General features: G+C 64.2%; 21 protein-coding genes. 17 read left to right on the forward strand and 4 right to left on the reverse strand.

Translation table 11 applies throughout. The features are described 5' to 3' along the window. The 10 genes from AB7D48_RS04700 to AB7D48_RS04745 all read left to right on the forward strand — a co-directional run bounded on the left by AB7D48_RS04700 (position 1) and on the right by AB7D48_RS04745 (position 9,127). Entirely contained in the window at positions 1-1,089 is a 1,089-nt protein-coding gene (locus AB7D48_RS04700; RefSeq protein ID WP_427976170.1) for a flagellar basal body P-ring protein FlgI, read from the forward strand. Continuing rightward, positions 1,089-1,979 (forward strand): glycoside hydrolase family 73 protein, encoded by an 891-nt coding sequence (locus tag AB7D48_RS04705; RefSeq protein WP_427976171.1) that lies wholly within the window; start codon positions 1,089-1,091, stop codon positions 1,977-1,979. The genes AB7D48_RS04700 and AB7D48_RS04705 overlap by 1 nt, the downstream gene beginning before the upstream one ends. Continuing rightward, positions 1,976-3,910 (forward strand): FlgK family flagellar hook-associated protein, encoded by a 1,935-nt coding sequence (locus tag AB7D48_RS04710; RefSeq protein ID WP_427976172.1) that lies wholly within the window; start codon positions 1,976-1,978, stop codon positions 3,908-3,910. The genes AB7D48_RS04705 and AB7D48_RS04710 overlap by 4 nt, the downstream gene beginning before the upstream one ends. Before the next feature lie 8 nt (positions 3,911-3,918). Next, entirely contained in the window at positions 3,919-4,380 is a 462-nt protein-coding gene (locus AB7D48_RS04715) for a flagellar basal body-associated FliL family protein (RefSeq protein ID WP_427976173.1), read from the forward strand. 5 nt (positions 4,381-4,385) lie between these two features. After that, positions 4,386-4,661, forward strand: coding sequence for a FliO/MopB family protein (locus AB7D48_RS04720; RefSeq protein WP_427976174.1), 276 nt, complete (start codon positions 4,386-4,388; stop codon positions 4,659-4,661). Further along, a complete protein-coding gene (gene fliP, locus AB7D48_RS04725; RefSeq protein WP_427976175.1) occupies positions 4,654-5,397 on the forward strand; it encodes a flagellar type III secretion system pore protein FliP in 744 nt (247 codons plus the stop codon). The genes AB7D48_RS04720 and fliP overlap by 8 nt, the downstream gene beginning before the upstream one ends. Continuing rightward, entirely contained in the window at positions 5,397-5,672 is a 276-nt protein-coding gene (locus AB7D48_RS04730) for a flagellar biosynthetic protein FliQ (protein ID WP_427976176.1), read from the forward strand. Before fliP ends, AB7D48_RS04730 begins: the two co-directional genes overlap by 1 nt. Continuing rightward, positions 5,663-6,430, forward strand: a complete 768-nt coding sequence (locus tag AB7D48_RS04735) for a flagellar biosynthetic protein FliR (protein WP_427976177.1) — start codon at positions 5,663-5,665, stop codon at positions 6,428-6,430. Before AB7D48_RS04730 ends, AB7D48_RS04735 begins: the two co-directional genes overlap by 10 nt. Continuing rightward, complete coding sequence (locus tag AB7D48_RS04740; RefSeq protein ID WP_427976178.1) at positions 6,423-7,547, forward strand: EscU/YscU/HrcU family type III secretion system export apparatus switch protein; 1,125 nt, start codon at positions 6,423-6,425, stop codon at positions 7,545-7,547. Before AB7D48_RS04735 ends, AB7D48_RS04740 begins: the two co-directional genes overlap by 8 nt. A 161-nt stretch (positions 7,548-7,708) precedes the next feature. Continuing rightward, a complete protein-coding gene (locus AB7D48_RS04745; protein WP_427976179.1) occupies positions 7,709-9,127 on the forward strand; it encodes an APC family permease in 1,419 nt (472 codons plus the stop codon). A 39-nt stretch (positions 9,128-9,166) separates the two neighbouring features. Here the strand turns inward: AB7D48_RS04745 and AB7D48_RS04750 are convergent, their stop codons facing one another. Beyond that, on the reverse strand, positions 9,167-9,502 hold the full coding sequence (locus AB7D48_RS04750; RefSeq protein WP_427976180.1) for a (2Fe-2S) ferredoxin domain-containing protein: 336 nt from the start codon (positions 9,500-9,502) through the stop codon (positions 9,167-9,169). 38 nt (positions 9,503-9,540) lie between these two features. Between AB7D48_RS04750 and AB7D48_RS04755 the strand changes: the two genes are divergently transcribed. Next, the gene (locus tag AB7D48_RS04755; protein ID WP_427976181.1) at positions 9,541-11,511 is read left to right on the forward strand and encodes a thioredoxin domain-containing protein; all 1,971 of its coding nucleotides are present in this window, start codon (positions 9,541-9,543) and stop codon (positions 11,509-11,511) included. A gap of 86 nt (positions 11,512-11,597) precedes the next feature. Here AB7D48_RS04755 and AB7D48_RS04760 read toward each other — a convergent pair whose 3' ends face one another. Further along, the gene (locus AB7D48_RS04760; protein WP_427976182.1) at positions 11,598-12,599 is read right to left on the reverse strand and encodes an isopenicillin N synthase family dioxygenase; all 1,002 of its coding nucleotides are present in this window, start codon (positions 12,597-12,599) and stop codon (positions 11,598-11,600) included. A gap of 48 nt (positions 12,600-12,647) precedes the next feature. On the opposite strand from AB7D48_RS04760, the gene AB7D48_RS04765 reads away from it, so the two are divergent. Beyond that, positions 12,648-14,147, forward strand: a complete 1,500-nt coding sequence (locus AB7D48_RS04765) for a xylulokinase (RefSeq protein ID WP_427976183.1) — start codon at positions 12,648-12,650, stop codon at positions 14,145-14,147. A 44-nt stretch (positions 14,148-14,191) separates the two neighbouring features. On the opposite strand, the gene AB7D48_RS04770 is transcribed toward AB7D48_RS04765, so the two are convergent. After that, positions 14,192-14,974: a DODA-type extradiol aromatic ring-opening family dioxygenase gene (locus AB7D48_RS04770; protein WP_427976184.1), complete on the reverse strand. Its 783-nt coding sequence runs from the start codon at positions 14,972-14,974 to the stop codon at positions 14,192-14,194. Positions 14,975-15,124: 150 nt separating this feature from the next. Here AB7D48_RS04770 and AB7D48_RS04775 point away from each other — a divergent pair, with 150 nt between their 5' ends. From AB7D48_RS04775 to AB7D48_RS04795, 5 genes are read left to right on the forward strand one after another with little or no spacing between them, the layout of a single operon-like run. Then, positions 15,125-15,679: a NifU family protein gene (locus AB7D48_RS04775; protein WP_427976185.1), complete on the forward strand. Its 555-nt coding sequence runs from the start codon at positions 15,125-15,127 to the stop codon at positions 15,677-15,679. 15 nt (positions 15,680-15,694) lie between these two features. Next, positions 15,695-16,282 (forward strand): malonic semialdehyde reductase, encoded by a 588-nt coding sequence (locus AB7D48_RS04780; RefSeq protein WP_427976186.1) that lies wholly within the window; start codon positions 15,695-15,697, stop codon positions 16,280-16,282. Beyond that, complete coding sequence (gene tsaB / locus AB7D48_RS04785) at positions 16,279-16,920, forward strand: tRNA (adenosine(37)-N6)-threonylcarbamoyltransferase complex dimerization subunit type 1 TsaB (protein ID WP_427976187.1); 642 nt, start codon at positions 16,279-16,281, stop codon at positions 16,918-16,920. Before AB7D48_RS04780 ends, tsaB begins: the two co-directional genes overlap by 4 nt. Then, entirely contained in the window at positions 16,917-17,360 is a 444-nt protein-coding gene (locus tag AB7D48_RS04790) for a GNAT family N-acetyltransferase (RefSeq protein WP_427976188.1), read from the forward strand. Before tsaB ends, AB7D48_RS04790 begins: the two co-directional genes overlap by 4 nt. 43 nt (positions 17,361-17,403) lie before the next feature. After that, positions 17,404-18,909, forward strand: coding sequence for a Ppx/GppA family phosphatase (locus tag AB7D48_RS04795; RefSeq protein WP_427976189.1), 1,506 nt, complete (start codon positions 17,404-17,406; stop codon positions 18,907-18,909). 114 nt (positions 18,910-19,023) lie between these two features. On the opposite strand, the gene AB7D48_RS04800 is transcribed toward AB7D48_RS04795, so the two are convergent. Continuing rightward, positions 19,024-19,626 (reverse strand): bactofilin family protein, encoded by a 603-nt coding sequence (locus AB7D48_RS04800; protein WP_427976190.1) that lies wholly within the window; start codon positions 19,624-19,626, stop codon positions 19,024-19,026. Positions 19,627-19,734 lie beyond the last annotated feature (108 nt).

Here is a 19,734-nt window from a genome sequence, read left to right on the forward strand (position 1 = left end):
ATGACTGTTTGCGCGTTTTTCACGCTGGGCATATCCGGCACCGCGCGGGCGGATCGCACCACTATCGGGCAACTGGTCTCCGTCGCCGGCGCGCCGACCAACCAGCTTTACGGTTACGGGCTTGTTGTTGGGTTGCCCGGCACGGGGGACCAGACGACCCAGGTGCCTTACACGCAGCAATCCATTCTGAACATGCTGCGAAACATGGGGATCTCTTTGCCCAACGTCTCCACGATGCAGCCCAACGATGTCGCATCCGTCATGGTCACGGCGGAGGTTCCCGCCTTTGCTCATGCGGGGCAGCATGTGGATGTCACGGTTTCCGCCGTTGGCAACGCCACGGCGCTGACGGGCGGTGTCCTGCTGCCAACACCATTGCGTGGCGGTAATGGAATTGTTTATGCGCAGGCGCAGGGGCCGTTGCTGGTCAGTGGCTTTGCCGCCAGCGCGGGCGGGACATCCTCCACGGTGAACGTGCCGACGGTGGGTTCGCTGCCGGGAGGCGCGATTCTCGCCAACACCATACCGGCTAGCTATACTGTCAATGGCAGCTCGGCCTTGCTGCTCAATCAACCAAGCTACGAGACCGCGCAGCAAATCTGCGATGTCATCAACGAGGCTTATGGTGGCGGTGTCGCCAATGCCGTGTCGCCTGGCGAGGTCGATGTCAATGCGCAAGGGCGCGACCCGATGCGCTTCATGTCCAATATTCTCGCCTTGGCGATTACCCCGAAGGGGCAAGCGCCCACCATCATCGTGGATGCGCAGAGTGGCACCATCGTGATGAACGCGGGCGTGACGCTTGGCCCCGCCGTGGTCAGCCACGGGGATTTGACCGTGAACATCCAGACACAAAATGCCGTGAGCCAGCCAGGACCATTTTCAAACGGTACGACGGTGGGCGTACAGAACACGCTGGTCAGCGCCAAGCAGGGCAAGGCGCAGGTCATTGATTTGCCGCGTGCCGCCACCTTGCAGGATGTCGCGGCGGCGCTCAACGCGGTGGGTGCCACGCCGCAGGATCTCATCGCCATCATCGAGGCGCTGAAGCAGGCCGGTGCCATCAATGGCACGATCAAGGTGATCTGATGACCGCCAGCATGCCCGTTTCCCAAACAACCGCGCAAGGCGCGGCCGCGCGTTCCGGTGTCCGGCAGGAGATGCAGCATCTCACCGGTGTCTTGTGGTATGAGATGTTGTCCGGCCTGAGTGGCACGGGGATGGATGACAGCGCGCTGGGCGTGGGTGGCGGCAATTTCCAGAGCATGTTTCTATGGAATTTGTCGCAGAACGATTTCGGCAAATACGATTCCGGCTTGATCGAGGCGGCCTTGCATCAGGTCGGCGGGCAGGCCGCCGCCGCGCCATCGGTCAAGCCTGTCGCCACCATGGCGGCGCTGGCCGCCAAAGGCGTTGATGCTAGCACGCTGGATGCCGCCACGGCACCGGAGGCTCCGGGCGCGCTCGCGCGGGACAGCGCCTCGGCATCCGGCCTGTTGGCTCAGGCCACTAATTTCACCAAGGCCATCTGGCCGCAGATCACGGCCGCCGCCCAGGCTCTGGGTGTGCCGCCGGTGGCGGTGCTGGCGCAAACCGCCCTGGAAACAGGGTGGGGCGCTTCCACCCCAGGCCATAATCTGTTCGGTATCAAGGCGGGAGATGGCGAGGCGGGCTCCGTGCGCGCCACGCATGAAATGGTGGATGGCGTGCTGACGCCGCAACAGGCCAGCTTTCGTGATTATACCAGCCTGTCGGGAAGTGTGTCTGATTATGTCGGGTTGATCCAGTCGGCCTATCAGGATGCCACGGGCCAGGGCACGGTCGCGGGGTTCGCCCAGGCCCTGCAGGCGGGTGGTTACGCGACGGATGAAAATTATGCCGTGAAAATCGAACAAATCGCGCGCTCGCCCATCATGGCCAAGGTGCTTCAGGCCGTTGGCGGCACGATGTCTTCCTCAAGCGACGGAGCAACGCCATGAGCGGAATTACCAACGCGATCAGTACCGCCCTCTCCGGGCTTGAATTGTTCGAGGCCGGAATCTCCACTGTTTCCAACAACCTCGCCAATACCAGCACGGATGGGTATGCGGTGGAAAGCGTGAACTCCCAAACCCAGGCGGGCTCGCCAGGTCAGCCGGGCGCTGGCGTGCAGCCCGCGCAGGTCACCCGTGCCGCCTCGGGCTTCGCCGCAAGCCAGCTGCGCAATGCCAACACGGCCAGTGCGGCGGCCTCCGCGCAATCCACCTCGCTCACCGCCATTTCCAATGCCCTCACCAATAATGGCGATGTGCAGAGCACCATCAATCAGTTTTTCCAGGATGTCAGCACTCTGGCCTCCAACCCGACCAGTACGGCCCAGCGTCAGACCGTGCTGTCCGACGCACAGACCGTCACCGGCTCGTTTCAAAGTGCTTCGTCCAGCATTACCAACACCATCGCTGGCGCGCAGGAAAGTCTCAGCACCGGCCTCACCTCGGTCAATAATATTCTGGGCCAGCTCAACACCATCAATAAAGGACTGATGCAGTCGCCCAACCAGCCGAGCCTGCTTGACCAGCAGCAATCGGCGCTGAATTCGCTTTCGCAATATCTGCCGGTCAATGTCATCACCCAGAGCAGCGGCGGCGTCATCGTCACCACGGGGGGCACCGTGCTGCTGGATCAGAGCGGCGCGCAGGCTCTGGCCGTGGCCACGGCCGCCGATGGCACGCAACGCGTCACCGCCGGCAGCAACGCCACCCCCGTTACCCTCACGGAGGCGGACGGGTCGCTTGGCGGGGCGCTGGCCACCGTCGCGGCGGGCAATCAGGCCTTGCAATCGCTGGGCGCGCTGGCGGCGATTCTCTCGGGCCAGGTCAACACCGCTCAGGCCGAGGGGCTGGACACGACCGGCAATAGCGGCAAGGCGCTGTTTTCCGTGCCCGCGCCGAGTGTTTCCGCCAATGCCGCCAATAGCGGCAGCGCCGTCATAACCGCCAGCCTTGTCACACCATCCGCCTTGCCGACCGATGGCGGGCCCTTCACCCTCAGCTATAGCAGCACCAATGGCTGGAGCGCGGTGGATCAGGCCAGTGGCCAGAGCTACAGCGTGACGGGCACACCGCCCAGTTTCGCGGGGCTGGCACTTTCCATTTCCGGCACGGTCAATAACGGAGACAGCTTCACGGTCAATCCGGCTCCGAAGGGGGCTTCGGGCATCAGCGTCACGACCATTTCCACCAGCGACATCGCCGCCGCCGACCCTTATGTCGCCACGGCCGGCACGTTGCAAAGCGACGGGTCGGTGTTGAACGGCAATGCCGGCACGATCAATACGGGAACGGATAGCGTCACGGATTCGCCCGCCAGCGGCGCCGCCATTATTCCGGCCAGCTATTATGGGCAGGATCTGCAAATCAATTTCACCTCTGCCTCGGACTATACGGTGAGCACGACGGCAGATCCCGGCACGGCCATCGCCAGTGGCACGCTGAGCGGCAATGGTGGTGACATCGCCATTGCCTATCCTTCCGGTTTGGCGTCCGGCCAATATTGGCAATTACCGATTTCCGGCTCACCCACGGCGGGAGACACGCTGACCCTCACACCGGGCGGCAGTTCCAGCGGCAGCAACGCGCAACGCATGGCCACCTTATGGACCACGCCGGGCACCACCAGCGCCGGAACGCTCGAACAAGGCTTTGTCGGTCTGACCACGGGGCTTGGCGCCAACGCCTCGGCGGCGCAGCAATTGGCCACTTCCACGGCCGCGCAGGTCACCACCGCCACCAGCAACTTGTCGGATGTAGCGGGGGTGGATAGCGATCAGCAGGCTGTCATTCTCACCAATTACGAGCAGGCCTATCAGGCGGCCGCCCAGGCGATCAGCGCGGCGCACACCATGTTCGAATCCCTGTTGAACTCGATTTGAGGTTTTGAATGAAGAAGATTATTCTCGCGGCGGTCGGGGCGGTCGTCATTCTTGGGGGAGGCGCTGGTGGCACCTTTGCCTATTTCAAGCTGACCCATCATGAGGGGCCGCCCAAACCGCCGCCGCCCAAGCCGATTTATTTCGCCCAGCTCGATAATCTCGTCGTCACCGTGCCGGTGGACTCCACGGAAGGCGCCAATCAGTCCTATGTGCAATTTTCCGTGCAATTTGCAAGCACGGATGAAAAAGCCGTGGAAACCTTCGCCGCCTTGCAGCCGATTGTCAGAGCCGAGACCATCAATCTCTTGATGACCCAGACGGCGAAGCAATTGATGGATCCGGCCGCCCATGCCGCCCTGGCGAAAAACTGCCTGGGCATCGCCAACCATGTGCTTGAGAAAAACGCCGAGTATCACGAGGGTGGTCCCTTCACCGCCGCTTACATCACCAATATCGTCGAACAGGATTAAGCGTTTTGGACACGGAAACAATTTCCGCCGCTGCTTCCACCATCGCCTCACTACTCATGATTCTCGGTTTGCTGGCCGGTCTCGCCTTTGTGGCGCGGCGTTGGCGGGCAAGGATGCCGGGCAGCCAAGCGGGCGGCAATATGCCGGTCTCCATTCTTTCCTCGCGTCCGCTTGGCGGGCAACACAGCCTCGTCGTCGCGGAAGCTGGCGGGCGCCGCTTCCTGCTGGGCGTCAGCCGTGGCGGCGTGTCGTTGATCGACCGGCTCGACGCGCATGAATAGGCTCTTGCGCCTGGCGTTGTTCGCCCTGCCCGTGCTGGCTCCGGCCATGGCCTGGGGAGCCGATTCCGCGGGGCTTACCATTGTCAAGACGCTCGCGGATAATGGCGGGGAAGCCTATTCGCTGAATGTGCAGAGCCTGCTGGTCATCACGGCGCTCGCCTTTCTGCCCGGGCTGATCCTGTTGATGACCTCCTTCACCCGCATCATCATCGTGCTGTCCATCATGCGGCAGGCGATGGGGTTGCAGACCACGCCGCCCAACATGGTGCTGGCGGCGCTGGCGCTGGCGCTTTCGGTGTTCGTCATGCGCGGTGTCATCCAGCAGGAGCAGAGTCAGGCCATTCAGCCTTATCTATCCGGCCAGTTGAGTTTCTCTCAAGCCATCGCGGCGGCCGAACCGCCGGAGCGCGACTTCATGCTGTCGCAAACCCGCAAGGACGCTCTGCATCTTTTCGTCGATCTCTCCGGCAAGAGCTATGCCGACCCGAAGCATATCCCCTTTCCGGTGCTGGTGCCCGCCTTCGCCACGTCGGAGCTGGAAACCGCCTTTCAGATCGGATTTCTCATCTATATCCCGTTTGTGTTGATCGATCTCGCGGTAGCATCCATTCTCATGTCGCTCGGTATGATCATGGTCTCGCCCACGCTCATTTCCCTACCGCTGAAATTGCTGATGTTCGTATCCATCCATGGCTGGGTGCTGGTGCTGGGTACGCTGGCGAATAGTTTCAGATAATGCCGCTCTACCTGGAATTGTTCCAGCATGCTTTCGGTGTGGCGTTGGCCGCCATTTGGCCCTGCGTGGCCGTGCTGCTCGCGGTGGGGCTGGTGACCTCCATCCTGCAGGCGGTTCTGCAGATCGAGGATGCAACCTTCGCCCTGCTGCCTAAAACCATGGCGATGATCCTGCTGGCGTTGGGCGGTGGTTTTGGCGCGCTGAGCATGTTCGAAGCCTTGGCCAGGGATTTTATCATGCGGGCGCCGATGCTGGTGCATCAGACATGGTATTAGACGAGCATACCGTGATGCTCTGGTTCGGCCGTTTTCTGTGGCCTTTCCTGCGTATCACCGGCTTGTTTCTGACCGCGCCCTTTTACGGTTCCGCGCTGATTCCGGGCATGGTGAAGGCGCTGCTCGCGGCGGCCCTGGCCTTGTCGCTGGCCATGTGGTTGCCGGGTTTGCCGCCTTACCCGGCCGACCCGTTCAGGGCTATCCTCACGGGGTTCGTGCAGATCTCCTATGGCGCGTTGCTCGGCATGGCGATGCAGATCGTTCTGGCGGCGTTTTCCAGCGCCGGAGAGATCATGGGTCAGGCCATGGGGCTTGCCTTCGCCGAACTGCAATTTCGCGACGCGGCTGGGGCGAGCCCGGTCCTGTCGGATTTGATGTTCTGGGCCGGGTTGCTCGGTTTCATGGCGGCGGGCGGGCCGGCCTGGCTGTTCGCGGCGCTGGCGCATTCCTTCGCGCATGGGGCGGGGGTGGCGCCCATCGCCTCTTGGGCCAGCCTGGCTGGGCTGGGTGCTACGTTGTTCAGCGCCGCTGTCGGGCTCGCTTTGCCCGTGCTCGCGGTCACGCTCTGCGTGAATCTCACGGTTGGCCTCACCACGGTGTTCGCGCCCAGCATGAACCTCCTGTCCATCGGTTTTCCATTGTTGATCCTGGCGGGGCTTTGGGCCTTGGCCGCCTCGATTCCAGCCTTTGGCGCGGCGGCGCATCACCTGGTCTTGGCCTGCATGCTGGCGCTGGGCGATATGCTGCCCCATGGCTGAGGAAAATGCGGGTGAAAAGAAACACGCCCCGACAGAGCGGAGGCTGCGCCAGGCGGCTGAACGCGGGGATATACGCCGCTCGCAGGAACTGCCCAAGGCGGCCGCCATCGCCATCTTTACCTTGCTGGCCCTGGGCATGGCGGCGGGGGTGGGTAGCCGGTTGCTTGGCTTGTTCGCCGCCTGTCTGGATCAGGCGGGCACGGCGCCGGTCGCCGCCGCCTCGAACTGGGCCGGCGCGGTTTTCTGGGCCTTGTTTCCCTTGCTTGCCTTCATCGCTTGTGTCGCCATCCTGGGCAGTGTTGTCTCCGGCGGGTGGGTTTTCGCGTTGCGGTCATTGCAGCCGGATTTTTCCAAGCTCATGCCGCAATCCGGGCTTGGTCAGATCTTTTCCGGCAGCGGTTTTGCCGAGCATGGGAAATCCATTCTGAAATTTCTGACCATTGGCGGGGCGGGAGGGCTGACCATATTGGCGCGGCGGGAGGGGTTCGCCGCGCTGGCGGCGCTGCCCTCGCCCTGGCCAGGGGCGGTGCTGGGCTTCGCGCTGCAAGTGCTCATCGTCATCTGCCTGGTTCTGGCCGTGTTGGCGGGGGGCGATTTCATGCTGCAAATCTGGTTGCACCGGCGTAAGCACCGCATGTCGGACGCTGAAATGCGGGAAGAGATGAAGGAGGCGGCGGGCAATCCGCATGTCAAATCACGCCAGCGCGCCCTGGCGCGCAAGCTGGCCCGCGCCCGGCAGATGCAGCGCATCCCCGAAGCATCTGTCATCGTCACCAACCCTACCCATTACGCGTGTGCCATACGTTACCGGCGTGGAGCGGACAGGGCGCCCGTGCTGCTGGCCAAGGGGGTTGGGATGCTGGCGGAAGAGATCATCTCCCGTGGCCGGGGGCACGGCATTCCAGTGGTGGAGTCTCCTCCCCTGGCCCGCGCCATCTACCGCCATGTGGAGCCAGAGGAGCATGTGCCAGCGGCGCTGTACCGGGCCTGCGCCGAGGTTCTCGCGTATGTATGGCGCCTGCAGCGCTGGCGCGCGCAAGGCGGGGCGCGGCCCCGCCCGCCCACACCTCAGGAGGGTGAGATCGAGGTGCGGCGCTGGCTGCCCGGCGGTATCTGAGCCCTCGGCCAGCCCGTGCCCCGCGGGTGCATGTTTTGATAGGGTGTCTATTATTTAAATCGTTCTGCGTAATTTGGTTGACGCATTTCTGGTTTTGTCACAATGAAACTTGGCCAGTCACTGGCGGAAGAACACAGAAACCTATCAGGGATCATAAAATAATGAGCACAATCTCGCGCGGCGGGGAACGCCTCCAGCGTGATAGTCTGGGGCTTTCGCAGATTATCGCCTCCACCCTGGCCAATATTGCCCCGGCGATGAGCTTCTTCTTCGGTTTCGGTCTCATTGCGTCCGGTGCCGGTGTCGGGGCGCCGCTGACCATTCTCACCGCCATGGTGGTGATTCTGTTTTTGACCAACACGTTGGCTCAATTCTCCAAATATCGTCCGAGCGCGGGTTCTTTCGTCACCTTCATCGGGATGTCCTTCGGCCCGTGGGCTGGGGCCGCGGCCTCCATCTTCGTGGTGGTGGGTTATTGCATTGCCGCTTCCTCGGTGGTGGTGATCTCCGGTGGCTGGGCGGCGCAGACCCTGCATACATTCCTGGGCATCGATGTCCCCTGGCAGGCGCTTAGCGTGATCGCCACCGCCATTGTCGGGCTGCTGGTTTCACGCGGCATTTCGCTGTCCACCACCTGGGCGGCGATCTTTTTTTATTTCGAGCTGGTATTGCTGCTCATTGGCGCGGTGATCATGCTGGTGGTGAACCGGCATTTTATTTCCACAGCTCCCTTCAGCCTCTCTTCCGTGACCGGTGGCTGGAAAGGCATCGGGCTCGGCTTTCCGCTGGCCATCTATCTGTTCATCGGCTGGGAAAATTCCGCCATGCTGGCCGAGGAAACCACCAATCCCCGCCGCAACGTGCCGCGCGCGCTGATTATCGGCACGCTCTCCATAGGCATTCTGTACATGTTCCTGTCCTTCGCGACGGAAACCGCCTTCCATAACAATCTCAAGGCCATCACCGGCTCGGACCTGCCCTTTGTGGATGCTTTCAAGGCGTCCGCCGCCGGGTTGCTGATCGTCGCTTATCTGGCGGGTGTGACCTCCATCTTCTCCTCGTTGATCGGCCTTACCAACGCCCAGGCGCGCATTCTCTTCTCTTCGGCGCGCGAGGGGCTGCTGCCGCAATTTTTCGGCAAGATCCATCCGCAGCACCGCACCCCTCATGCCGCGATGTGGACCTATATCGTCGTGGCGCTGGCCATCGTTCTGGGGTTTGGCACGGTCTATGATATCGACCCGGTGACCCTGTTCGGCGACACCGGCACGCTCGGCACGATCCCGGTGATCGTGACCTATCTGCTCACCAATCTGGCGCTGCCGGTCTATATGCTGCGTTATCACCGGGAGGATTTCAACATCCTCACCCATCTGATCATCCCGCTGCTGGGCACGGCCTTCATGTTGATGCCGCTTTGGGGGCTGGTGGAGCCGGGGCAGCCTTACCCATTCAGCCTCTACCCGAAACTGGCCCTGGGCCTGTTCGTTCTGGCGGGGGTCTATGGCGTGTTGCTGGCCAAATCGAAGCCCGATCTGGTGCAGCGCATCGGGTCCTATGTCGCGGACGAGGACTATTGAAAAATCAAAAAGGCGGTCCTTCGGGGCCGCCTTTTTCGTTCAGGGCAGCATCAGCTCCTCGGCGCGGCCATGGCGTTGGAGATGCTGTTCGATCACCTTGTCCACCGCCTCGAAACTATCCAGCCGGTACCAGATGCCCTCCGGGTAGAACACGGCACAGGGGCCCAGCTCGCAACGGTCCAGACAGCCGGCCTGATTGACGCGGATATTCTGGAGCCCCAGCTCCTTCACGCGCACTTTCATGTAATCGCGGATTTTCTCGCTGCCCTTGCTGGCGCAATCCCCGCGCGGATGCCCTTCCGGTCTGCGATTGCCGCAGAAAAAAATATGCGTTTCGAAATACAAAGCCGGATCGCCGGCCAGACGTTCGCCCAAAGCTGTTACTCCTGATCGTTCACCCCTATCTAGGGTCTATGAAGAACCGTTTGAAGGACGCGTCCTCGCCATATCTGCTGCAACATCAGGACAATCCGGTGCATTGGCATATGTGGGGAGAGGAAGCCTTTGCCGAGGCGCGGGCGCGCAACGTGCCGGTGCTGCTCTCGATTGGCTACGCGGCCTGCCATTGGTGCCATGTGATGGCGCATGAAAGTTTCGAGAACCCGGATGTGGCGGCGCTGATGAATGAGCGTTTCGTCTCCATCAAGGTGGATCGCGAGGAGCGGCCGGACATCGACCAGACCTATATGAGCGCCTTGCATGCCATGGGCGAGCAGGGCGGTTGGCCGTTGACCATGGCGCTGACGCCGGATGGCGCGCCCTTTTGGGGCGGCACCTATTTTCCGCCCGCGCCGCGCTTTGGGCGCCCCGGTTTTCCACAGGTGCTGGTGGCTCTCTCGGAAGCCTGGAAGACCGATCGGGCGCGGATCGGCCGCGCGGTGGATGGCCTCAAGACCGCGCTGGCCCAGGCGGCGGCGGCCAGACCCGGAGATCCGCCAGGGCCGGACCTGCTGGAGGCCGTGCGCGCCGTCTTTCTGCGGAGCATGGATTGGGATCTGGGCGGGCTCTCCGGCGCGCCGAAATTCCCGAACATCCCCGTTTTCCAGTTTCTCTGGCATGAATATTTCCGTGGCGGGGATCAGGCCTGCGCCAAGGCGGCGCACCTCTTGCTGGAGCGGATGAGCCAGGGTGGGATCTACGACCATCTGGGCGGTGGCTATGCGCGCTATGCCACGGACGAGGCCTGGCTGGTGCCGCATTTCGAGAAGATGCTCTACGACAATGCGCTGCTCCTGGAGATGCTGGCCTTTGCCCAGGCGGACAGGCCTTCCCCCCTATACGAGGCGCGGGCGCGGGAAACCGTGGAGTGGCTGGTGCGGGACATGAGCGCGGAAGGTGCCTTCGCCGCCTCGGAGGATGCGGATTCCGAAGGTGAGGAGGGCCGGTTCTATGTCTGGTCCCGTTCGGAAATCCTGGACGTTCTGGGGCTGCGGGCAGAGTTTTTCGAGCATTTTTATCCGTTGCCGGCACAGGGCAACTGGGAAGGCAAGATCATTCTGGAACGTCATGCGCCGTTCGGGGTGGATGAAACGCGGCTGGGAGCGTGCCGGGATAAATTACTGGCGGCGCGAAGCCAGCGCGTGCGCCCGGGGAGGGATGACAAGATCCTGGCGGATTGGAATGCATTGACCATCGCCGCGCTGGTGAAGGCGGGGTGCGTGTTCGGCGAGCCGGGCTGGGTCGCGCGGGCGGCGGACATCTTCAAGGCCCTGCTGGCACATATGGGCGGTGAGGATGGGCGTGTCGCTCATGCGATGCGCGGCGGCAAAATCTCCGCCGCCGGGCTGCTGGAGGATCAGGCCGGGATGATCCACGCCGCGTTGGCATTGTACCAGGCCACCGGCGATCGGGATTATCTGGACCGGGCGGAGATTATTCTGGCCGCCACGCAAGCGCGGTTTGGCGATGGCGGCGGTGCTTTTTTCATGTCCGCCGACGATGCCGGGGATGTGTATGCCCCCCGCGCGCGCGGCGTGCAGGATGGGCCGGCCCCGTCAGGTATCGGCATGATGGCGCGGAATTATGCGGTCTTGTTCCATCTCACGGGCCAGGATGCGTATCGCGCCAAGGCTGAGGCGGTGCTGGCGGCGTTTGGCGGGCGCGCGCGGGCGCTGACAAGCTCGCCGGTTTTGCTGGCCGCGGCCGATCTGCTGGCGAATGCCGCCTGCGTGGTTGTCACCGGCGGGGCGGAGGATCTGGCGCGCGTGGCGCTGGCGGCGGCGGACCCGGCGGTGCTGGTGTTGCGCGGTGGCGCCGGGGGGGATCCGGCTCACCCCGCCCATGGCAAGCCGGACGATGCGCGCGCGGCCTATATATGCCGTGGGAATGTTTGCGGCTTGCCGGTTGGCGATGCGGAGAGCCTGCGGCGGGCCCTGAAACGTTAGGCGTGGACCAATGCCGAACGCGCGGGCGCGCTGGTTTCTGACTCGCGCCCCAGGGCTTGCCCGGGTGCCATGGCGGGCGCCGTGATTTATTGCTTCTCCAGATGGTATTTGAAGGAGGCGTTGATCATGTCCAGTAGGTGCTGGCCCGCCGTGGTGGGCTGATATTTGGGTGTTTCACCCGGTTTCAGGCAGGTGGGCAGGCATTCCACCGGGGCGTGGAAATCCGGGTCGAAGAAAAAGGGCAAGGAATAACGCTCATGCCCGGATATATTGATCACGCGGTGCGGGGTGGAGCGGAATACCCCGTTGGTCCAGCGTTCCATCATGTCTCCGATATTCACCACGAAAGTGCCGGGGATGGGTGGCGCGTCGATCCAGCGCCCATCCAGCCCCTGGACTTGCAGCCCGCCGGAACTGTCCTGGTGCAGTAGCGTCAGGCAGCCATAATCCGTGTGTTTGCCCGCTCCTAGCTGGGCTTCGGTGATGCGCCCGGTCTGGGGCGGGTAGTGCAGGGGCCCCAATGTGGTCATGGTGATACCGAGCCAGGGGGAGAAATAATCCCGGGGTAGATCCAGTGAGACGGCAAAGGCGCCGAGCATGGTTTTGCCCAGCTCCACCAGCCGGTCGTAATAATCCTGCATCACCTCGCGCCAGCCCGGCAGGTCCGGCCATATATCCGGCCCGTGCAGGGGCAGCCCGGCGCGCACACGCTCATGGTCCGGCGGCAGGTCGCGGCCGATCTTGAAGCCCTCCTTCAAATCGCCGGCCGTCTTTTGCTTCTCGGGGTCGAGATTTTCGCCGCCCATCCGGAACCAGCCGCGATGGCAGGCGGACTGCTCGATCGCGTATTTTTCCTTCTCCTCCGGCGCAAGGGCGAAGAAGCGCTTGGCCTGCGCGTAGACGCGGTCGATGAGATCCTGGGGAATGCCGTGATTCTCGATATAGAAGAAGCCGATCTCCCGGCAGGCGCGGCCGATGGCCTTGGCGGGGGCCATGTCGCCAGCCAGGAGCGGGCCAATATCGATGAGGGGGATGGCGTCCAGGTGGGCGGGGGCAAGGCCGGGAGCAAGCTCTATGGTGTCGGGCATGGGCCGGATGCTAGACCCGACACGTCCTCGATTCCAGGAGGTTTTGCTTTGCCGGAAACATATTTGCTCGGTATCGACCTGGGGGCCGGAAGCCTGAAGGCCACGCTGATTACCCCCGAGGGAGAGGTAAAGGCGCAAGCGAGCGCGCCGGTCTCCACCAATATGCGCCATTTCGGCTGGGCGGAGCAGGATCCGGCGGAATGGTTCGCGGCGCTTTGCAAGGCGGTGCAAGCGGTGTTGGCGGCGGGAGCGTTGGAGCCGGGGCGGATCGCCGGCATCGGCGTGTCCGCCGGGGCGCATATCCCCGTGCTGACGGATGGGCGGAACACGGTTCTGCGCCCCGCCATCATGTGGAGCGACCAGCGTGCCGCCGCCGAGGCCGCCGCCCTGCACGCGAAAGCGGGGGAACGGATCATTTCCGCCTCGCTGAACAAGGTCAACCCGACCTGGACCTTGGCCATGCTGGCTTGGCTGAAAGCCGCCGAGCCCGAGGTGATGGCCAAGACGAAGCGGCTCTACCTGGCCAAGGATTTTCTGCGCCACTGCCTCACGGGCACTTGGGAGACGGATTATTCCGACGCGGTGGGCGCGCTGATGGCCGACGACGCCACCAAGGGCTGGTCCGCCGAGCTGGCCGGTTTGATCGGGCTGGATATGTCCATATTGCCGCCGATCGTGGCCCCTCATCATGTGGTGGGTGGCGTGACGGCGCAGGCCGCCGCCCTTACGGGGCTGAAGGAGGGCACGCCCGTGGTGTGTGGTTCCAACGACACCACGGTGGAGTTTTTCGGTGTGGGCGGCAATGCGCCCGGCATTGGCGGGGTGAAGCTGGCCACGGCGGGGGTGCTGTTTCTGGCCACTCAGGGGCCGGAGGTGCATCCGCCCATCTCTTGTTACCCGCATATCATTCCGGGCATGTATTACACCGCCACGGGCACCAATAGCTGTGCCTCGGCGCATCGCTGGGTGCGGGATCTGATGTTCAGCGAGGGCGGGTTCGATGCCATGGACGCGCTGGCCAGCGCCGCCCCGCGTGGGGCGGGAGGCTTGCTGTTCCACCCTTATCTGCAAGGTGAGCGCGCCCCTTACTGGGACCCGCTGCTGCGCGCGGATTTCATCGGCATGACCATGGCCCACGGCAAGATGCATTTTGCCCGCGCGGTCTATGAGGGCATCGCCTTCTCCATCCGCGACCTGTTGGGCGCGGCGCGGGAATTGGGGCTGGAATTCAGCACCATCAGGCTGATGGGCGGCGGCGCGAAGAGCGCCACGTGGCGGCAGATCATCGCGGATGTGACGGGGCTGGTGATCGAGCGCACCGAGTCCGGCGATGCCTCCTTCGGTGCCGCCCTGGTGGCGGGCATGGGGGTGGGGTTGTTCAACGGGCCGGACGACGCGGTTTCGCGCTGTGTGCGGTTGCGCGATGTCACGCGGCCGCAAGCGGATTCAGCGGCCTTTTACGACGATCTGTTCAGGATTTACAAAGAGGCGCAGGAAGCGCTGGCGGGGTTGAACCACAGGCTGCATGCGCTGATGGGGGGAGGATAGGGCGCCTTGGCGAGGGCGTTCCAGCCATTCGCGGCGAGCGGTCTTTACCCAAACGCATAGGCATCCATCCGCATGAAGCCATATTCCACCGAGCTGTGCAGCTTTTCCGGCCGCATGCCCGGCCCCGCCGCGCCCATGGCCACATGCAGGGGCAGCAGATGCTCTTCCGTCGGGTGTTCCTCAACCGCATAAGGGGCGAGGCGGCGGTACTCGGCCAGGGTATTCACGTCCCCCGCCATGATCGCCTCGTCCATCCATGTGGAAAACGCGGTCACGTCCGGTGTTTCCGGCGCGTCGATCGCCGCGCGGCCGAAGCGGAAGCGGCGTAGATCGTGGGTGAAGGTGCCCGAACCGAAGACCAGCACATCCTCCTCGCGCAGTTTTTTCAGGGCGGCTCCCAGATTCACATGGTGGCGCGCCCCGAGCTGGGACTGGACGGACAACTGGATCACCGGAATATCCGCGTCCGGATAGGCGAGTTTCAGCGGCACCCAGGTGCCATGGTCCAGCCCGCGCGCCTTGTCCGTGCCGCAAGGCAGGTCGGCGGCGGCCAGCAGGCCGCGCACCCGTTCGGCCAAGCCGTGCGCCACCGGCGCTGGGTAGGTGAGATGGTACATTTCCTGTGGAAACCCGTAAAAATCGTAAATCGTCTCGTTCGCGGGCGGGTCGTTGACCGCTGGCGCCTCCGTCTCCCAATGGGCGGAGATGGACAAAATCGCCCGTGGACGGGGGAACAAACCGCCCAGGCTTTCCAGAAAACGCCGGGCCGGTGTGTCTTCGAGAATGGTCATGGGCGAGCCATGGCTGATGAACAATGTGGGTAGCATGGCGCGAATGTGGGCGGAGACGAACATCTGGGCAAGTGGTTTTGCATGGCGGTTGCGCCGGCCTGGCCTTGCCAGAACGCGCAAAAAGGACAATCTACGAAATCAGTATCAGGACAAAACCGGTCCGCTTTGCGGATGGAGGATTGAGACATGTTCATCGAGACCGAAGGCACGCCCAACCCGGCGACGCTGAAATTTCTGCCCGGCCAAGCCATTCTGGGCGATAAGACGGCGGATTTCCCGGATGCGGACGCGGCATTGGTCTCGCCGTTGGCGGAGGCCTTGTTCGGGCTTGAGGGGGTGTCCCGCGTGTTTCTGGGCGGGGATTTCGTGGCCGTCACCAAGACCGGCGCAATCGAATGGCAGGCCTTGAAGCCGCGGGTGCTGGGGCTGTTGATGGAGCATCTGGTGGCGGGCAAGCCGATCCTGCGTGAGGGGATCGCCCTTGAGGAAGAGGACGTCGATCCGGCGGACCAAGAGATCGTCGACCAGATCAAGGATCTTCTGGAAACGCGCATCCGCCCCGCCGTGGCGGGCGATGGCGGGGATATCATCTTCCGCGGCTACCGAGACGGCGTGGTGAGCCTGAAGATGCAAGGCGCCTGCGCGGGCTGCCCCTCTTCCACCGCCACGCTGAAGCATGGCATCGAGACCATGCTGAAGCACTATATTCCGGAGGTCACCTCGGTTACACAAGCGGCGTAACCTGCAGGAGGCACGATGGCTCTGGATGATACGGCGCTGGATGCGCTGTTCCGCAACGCGCGCACCCATTCCGCGTTCAGCGACGCGCCAGTTTCCGACGATGAGCTGACGGCGCTCTACGAGCTGGTCAAATGGGGCCCGACCTCGGCCAATTGCTCGCCCGCGCGCTTTTTGTTCATCCGCGCGCCGGAGGGCAAGGAGATGCTGCGTCCCTGCCTCTCGGGCGGGAATATCGAGCCGGTGATGGCGGCGCCCGTCACCGTGGTGGTGGCCTTCGATCCACATTTCTATCTCAAGCTGCCGGAGCTTTATCCTGGGCAGGATGTGAAACCCTGGTTTTCCGGCAATCCCGACCTTGCCGAGGAGACGGCGATGCGCAACTCCTCCCTGCAGGGCGCGTATTTTCTGCTGGCGGCGCGGGCCATGGGCTATGCCACCGGGGCGATGTCGGGCTTCGACCGGACCAAGCTGGACCGGGCTTTTTTCAACCAGAAGGGTTGGAAATCCAATTTTCTCATCAATCTCGGCCATCCGAAACCGGATGAAGACCTGCCGCCGCGTCTGCCGCGCCTGCCGGTTGAAGAGGCGGTTGAGTTCGCGTGAGCCTGATCGCGCTCGATGCCTCCGGTTCACGGGCCGGTCTGGCGTTGCTGGATGGGGATGGCGCGGTACGGGGCCGCTGGAGCGCGCCGCTCAAGCCGGGGTTGATCGAAACTCTGCCGCTCTTGCTGCAAGAGGCCACGCGGGGCCGGACAATCGCCATGGTCGCGGTCTGCACCGGGCCTGGCAGTTTCACGGGCCTGCGTACATCCATCGCGCTGGCGCAGGGATTTGCCGCCGGGCTGGGGGCCATGCTGTGGGGAGTTCCGGCGGCGGCGGCCTACGAACGGGGATTGCCGGGGTTGTCCCGCCCGCTTTGGGTGGGAATCCGCGCCCGGCGCGGGCGGTTGTTTCTCCTGCGGGAAGGCCGGGCCGAGGCTTTCGCCGACATGGAGGTGCCGCCGCCGCGCGGCCCCGTGGCCATTGCCGGGGAGGAAGCGCCGTTTCTGGCGGCCATGCTGGCGGCCAAGGGGGCCGATGTGATGCTGACCGCCGCCAGGTCGATCGATGCGGGCTGGGTGGGGCGTGCCGCCTTGGCGCAACAACAGGCCGGGCAGGCCCCCGGCGCGGCCTTGCCGCTTTATGTGGATCCACCCGAGGCCAAGCTGCCCGCCGCCGGGCTGCGCCCCGCGCCGTTATGAGTGCGCCGCGCGAGGCGGGGCTTGCCCATGCCGCTGTTCTGGCGGCCATGCATGGCGCGGTGTTTCCGCATGACCCTTGGGACGAGGCGGCCTTTCGCGCCTTGCTTGGCCAACCTGGCGCGCTGGCGCTGATCCATGAGGCGGGCGGGTTTTTGCTGTTGCGTTCGGTGTTGGACGAGGCGGAGATTCTCACCCTCGGCGCCGTGGAAAAACGCCGGGGCATCGCCGGCGCGCTGCTGGAGGAGGCCTTGCGCAGGCTGCGCCGGATAGGGGTGCGCACGCTATATCTGGAGGTGGCGGCGGATAACGTCCCCGCCCGGGCATTGTACGAAAAATACGGTTTCACGGCGGCGGGGCTGCGAAAAGCCTATTATCAGGATGGCGGCGATGCGCTGAATATGCGTCTTGACCTCGCCGCGGCGCTTGCGCATCGGCCATGAAATTTTATCTTGGGTCCGCCACGGCTTCGGGAGAGAGTGACTTATGGATCAGATGACCCTTTCCGGCCAGCAATCCCCCCCTGTTTTCCGGCGCGCGGTGGTTGATCTCGGGTCCAATTCCGTGCGGCTCGTGATTTATGAGGGCGAGCTGCGCAACCCGATGCAGATTTTTAACGAGAAGGCGGTGCTCAGACTGGCCAAGGGCATGACCAGCACGGGCCGGTTGGACGATGAGACACTGACCCGCGCCGGAACGGTGCTGCATCGCTATGCCGCCATCGCCCGCGCCATGGGAGCCAGCCCGTTCGAGGTGCTGGCCACCTCCGCCGTGCGGGATGCCGAAAATGGCAGTGCTTTTGTCGAGGCGATGATGCGCCGCCTGCCCGATATGCGGATCTCCGTGCTCTCGGGTGAGCAGGAGGCCAGCCTCTCCGCGGAAGGGGTGCTGTGCGGCATTCCCGGCGCGGATGGGCTGCTCGCGGATCTTGGCGGTGGGTCGCTGGAGCTGGTGCGGTTGAATGCGGGCCAGATCGGCCCGGCGGCCACGCTGCCGGTGGGGGTGATCCGCCTGGCCGAGCGCGCGGGACACGATATCGCCAAGGCGCGGGCGGTGATGATCGAGGCGCTGGCGGGTGTGCCGTTCGCGGCGGAGGCGGCGGGGAAGGATCTTTACCTCTCCGGTGGCGCCTTCCGGGCGCTGGCGCGCATCCATATCGCGCAAACCGGCTATCCGTTGAACATCGTGCATCATTACACGATCAACCGCGATGAAGCGCGCGATCTCGCGGGGGTGGTGAGCGAGGGGGGGCGCAAGCTGATCGAACGCATGCCCGGTGTGCCCCGCCGCCGCATCGAGGATCTGCCCTATGCGGCGGTGATCTTGCGGCGTCTGCTGCGTGCGACCGGGGCCGCGCGGGTGGTGTTTTCCGCCAACGGGCTGCGTGAGGGCTGGTTTTCCCGGCTGCTGCCGCCGGAGATCCGGGCGGAGGATCCGCTTTTGGCCGCCTCGCGCGATCTGGTGCGCGGCATGGTGCGCGACGTCAATCTGCCCCGCGCCCTGGTGGCCTGGACCGCGCCCTTGTTCCCGGGTGAGACACCGGCCCAGAAACGCCTGCGCGAGGCCGCGTGCTGGCTGTCGGATATTGGCGCGCATGAGCATCCGGAATATCGCCCGGAACAGGCATTCATGCGCGTGCTGCGTCAGGCGGGTATGAGCCTGGACCATCACGCCCGTGCCTTTCTGGCGCTGACCATGGCGGTGCGTTACGAGGCGCCGCCGGAAGCGGGGTTTCTCGCGCCCGCTCGCACGCTGCTGGACATACAGGCCGCACGGCGCGCCGAAACATTGGGCACGGCGCTGCGTCTGGCCTACACGCTTTCCGCCGGTACGCCGCATTTGCTGGCGGGCACGGCGCTGACGCTGGCATCCGGCAAGCTGGTGTTGAGCTTGGCGGCGGCTAACGGTGTGTTCGCGGGCGATACCGTGCTGCGCCGGCTGGAGCGCCTGGCCTTGATGCTGGGGTGCGAGGCGGAAACCGTCATTCAATGAATGGCTGTTTCAGGGTGGTTTGGACATCGTCTCCAGGGCCCGCATGAAAAACCGGAATCGCAGGAGCGATTCCGGTTGTCTGGGACGGTTTGTCTGGGACGGTCCAGGCTGGGCTCAGGCTTCCGGCAGCGGCGCCGGGGCATGGCCGGCATCGTTCAGCATCTCGATCCGGCCGGTGATCTGCCCGCCATCCTCGACTTGCAGGCGCCGGCAACGGGCGGTGCCCAGCACGCGGCCGGTATTGCGCACGATCAGCGTGGCGCGGGCCACCAGCGTGCCGTCGATGGTGCCGGCCACCTCGGCGTCGTCCACCTCGACCTCGCCCTTGAACACGCCGCCAGGGGCGATGGAAAGCTCGGTCAGGCCGTTGATCATCGTGGCTTCCACGGTGCCTTCCACCACCAGCCGTTCAGCATCCTGCACGGTGCCCTGCACGGAAATGCCGCGCCCCACCACCAGGGTGCGGCGTTCGGCGGCGTCCCGCGCGGGGGTGCTGGGCATCAGCGGGCGCGGCGCGGCGGGCGTGGGCGGCGTGGCGGGAATCGGCGGTGGCGCGAAGGGGGAGCGGGCCATGGAGGTCTCCTTGAAGCTGGGGGAAATGAATGTGGTGGCCGGGGACTGATCCTCCGGCGATGAGGGCGGGGCGGGCTTGGCCTCGTCCGCGGGGAGCGCGGTGGGGAGCGGTTTCGGTTCTTCCGTCTTGCGCTTGCTAAACACAAATCCTCCGTGGTGGCTCGGTCGCGAGTGATTTCGCGGCCTAGCATGTGGGGTGGGGGTAAACAACCTGTTGAGGCATTTGCCCCGATTGGTATGCGATGCTAACCC

This window comes from Acidocella sp., assembly GCF_050253495.1.
In the GTDB taxonomy this organism is placed as follows: Bacteria; Pseudomonadota; Alphaproteobacteria; order Acetobacterales; family Acetobacteraceae; genus Acidocella.